The sequence below is a fragment of the Mycobacterium sp. SP-6446 genome, assembly GCF_001954045.1.
Lineage (GTDB): Bacteria > Actinomycetota > Actinomycetes > Mycobacteriales > Mycobacteriaceae > Mycobacterium.
In genome coordinates, this window is the sequence record NZ_MBEM01000209.1 from 1 (window position 1) to 2,215 (window position 2,215).

2 protein-coding genes and 1 pseudogene are annotated in these 2,215 nt (G+C 67.2%); all 3 read left to right on the forward strand.

Annotation, left to right across the window (positions count from 1 at the left end):
- Positions 1-694: NAD(P)-dependent oxidoreductase (locus A5736_RS18960; protein WP_076247958.1), on the forward strand; the 694-nt coding region annotated here is incomplete at its 5' end.
- The gene (locus A5736_RS18965; RefSeq protein WP_076247959.1) at positions 691-1,491 is read left to right on the forward strand and encodes an NAD(P)-dependent oxidoreductase; all 801 of its coding nucleotides are present in this window, start codon (positions 691-693) and stop codon (positions 1,489-1,491) included. The genes A5736_RS18960 and A5736_RS18965, both read left to right, overlap by 4 nt.
- Before the next feature lie 113 nt (positions 1,492-1,604).
- Positions 1,605-2,215: pseudogene (locus A5736_RS18970) on the forward strand (cytochrome P450); the annotation flags it as partial.

A 2,215-nucleotide genomic window follows, 5' to 3' on the forward strand; every position in this document is an offset into this window, starting at 1 on the left:
CACCGCGGCGAAGGTCGCCGAATCGCCGGCCGAACTCGCCTCCGCCAGCGACCTGGTCTGCCTGTGCGTCGTCGGCGACTCCGACATCGAGGAACTCACCACCGGCCAACACGGCCTGCTCAACGCGATGAAACCCGGCGGCGTCATCGCGGTGCACAGCACCGTGCACCCCGACACCTGCCGGAAACTCGCGAAAGATGCCGCCGCCCAAGGTGTTTCGATCATCGATGCACCGGTAAGCGGCGGCGGCGGGGCGGCCGAACAGCGGCGCCTGCTGGTGATGGTCGGTGGCGACGCCGACATCGTCGAGCGCTGCCGTCCGGTCTTCGAAACCTACGCCGATCCCGTCGTCCACCTCGGCGAGCTGGGCTCCGGGCAAACCACCAAGCTGCTGAACAACCTGCTGTTCACCGCGAACCTCGCAACGGCGGCCGCCACCCTCTCGCTGGGCCAGGCACTCGGCATCTCCCCGGACCGGATCACCGAGGTCGTCTCGCGCAGCAGCGGAAACAGCTTCGCGCTCAACACCCTTGGCGGGGTCGGCGGCCTGGAAAGGCTTGCCCCCTTGGCGGCCACGCTGCTGCAAAAGGACGTCCGCCTCGTCGTCGACCTCGCCGACCATGCGGCGGCCGACGGTGGTGCGGTGCTCGACGCGGCCGACGCCGCCCTGACCTTGATGGGGCACCCGCGGTGAAGGTCGGGTTCGTCGGCGCGGGGCGGATGGGCCGCCCGATGGTGGCCCGCCTCGTCGAGGCCGGCAATGACGTCAGCGCGCTGGGCTCGACCGCCGACAAGCGCCGCGAGCTCGAGCGGCTCGGTGCCAACGCCGTAACCGACGTCGCCGGGGCCGCGACGCAGGCCGACGTCGTGGTGGTCTGCGTGTTCACCGACGAACAGGTGCGGCAGGTCTGCCTCGACAGCGCGCTGCTGCACACCATGCGGCCCGGCTCCGTGCTGGTGGTGCACACCACCACCAACCCGAGAACGATCGAGACCATCGCCGCTCGCGCCGGCGACGTCGAAGTGGTCGATGCACCGGTCAGCGGCGGCCCACACGACATCGCGGCCGGCAAGCTGACGCTGTTCGTGGGAGGCGCCGACGACGCCGTGGCACGAGTGCGGCCGGCGTTGACCTGCTACGGCGATCCAATCCTTCACGTCGGTCCGTGCGGCGCCGGCCAGAAGGTGAAGCTGGTCAACAATGCGCTGTTCGCGGGGCACATCGGGCTACTCGCCGAGGCGATCCGGCTGGGCGGGCGCCTCGGCGTCCCCGAAAAGACCCTGCTCGACGCGCTCCCGCACGGCAGTGCCACCAGCCGGGTCCTGAACCTCGTCGCGGCGGGCGGCTCGATCGAGGCATTCATCGAGGCCACCGGCGAATTCGTCGGCAAGGACGTCGACGTCGTGCGCGAGATCGTCGAGGAACGCGGCACCGACCTCGGCGCGCTGGATGAGGCCATCAGCGGCATCAGGGTCACCGGGAAGATCTGAAATGACTGCATGTTGGCCTTTTCGCCGCGCCACGAAAGCGCTACCGTTAACGTTACAGTCAGGCGTTCCACTGTAACGATTCCAGCCCCTACCCTCGCCGCTGAGGAGATGCAGTGACAAAACCGAAAGTCGTCTTCGACCCGTTCTCCGAAGAGTTCTTTAACAACCCCTACGAGATCTACCGGCGGATGCGCGAGGATGCGCCGCTCTATTACGACGAGAAGGAGGACTTCTACGCGCTCACCCGCCATGAGGACGTGGCGGCCGGATTCAAAGACTTCGAGACTTACTCCTCGGCGCGCGGCTGCGACCTCGCGATGGTGCGCAAGGGCATCCCCGCCGAACAGAAGTCGATCATCTTCATGGACCCACCGGAGCACCGCCACATGCGCAGCCTGCTCAACAAGGCCTTCACCCCGCGCGCCGTTCAATCGCAGCGGGACACGGTCATCGAGGTGATCGAGAAGTACCTGAGCGCTGCCGATCCCGACAACTTCGACGTCGTCCAGGACTTCTCCGGGCCGTTCCCGGTCGAAGTCATCACCCGCATGGCTGGCGTGCCGGAGGAATACCGCCAGCAGGTGCGGCACTGGATCGACGCGAGCCTGCACCGCGAACCGGGACAGATCGAGCTCAGCGAAGAGGGGATGCAGGCCAACATCGATACCGCGATGTACTACTTCGGCCTAGTGCAGGAGCGGCGCGAAAACCCGCAAGACGACAT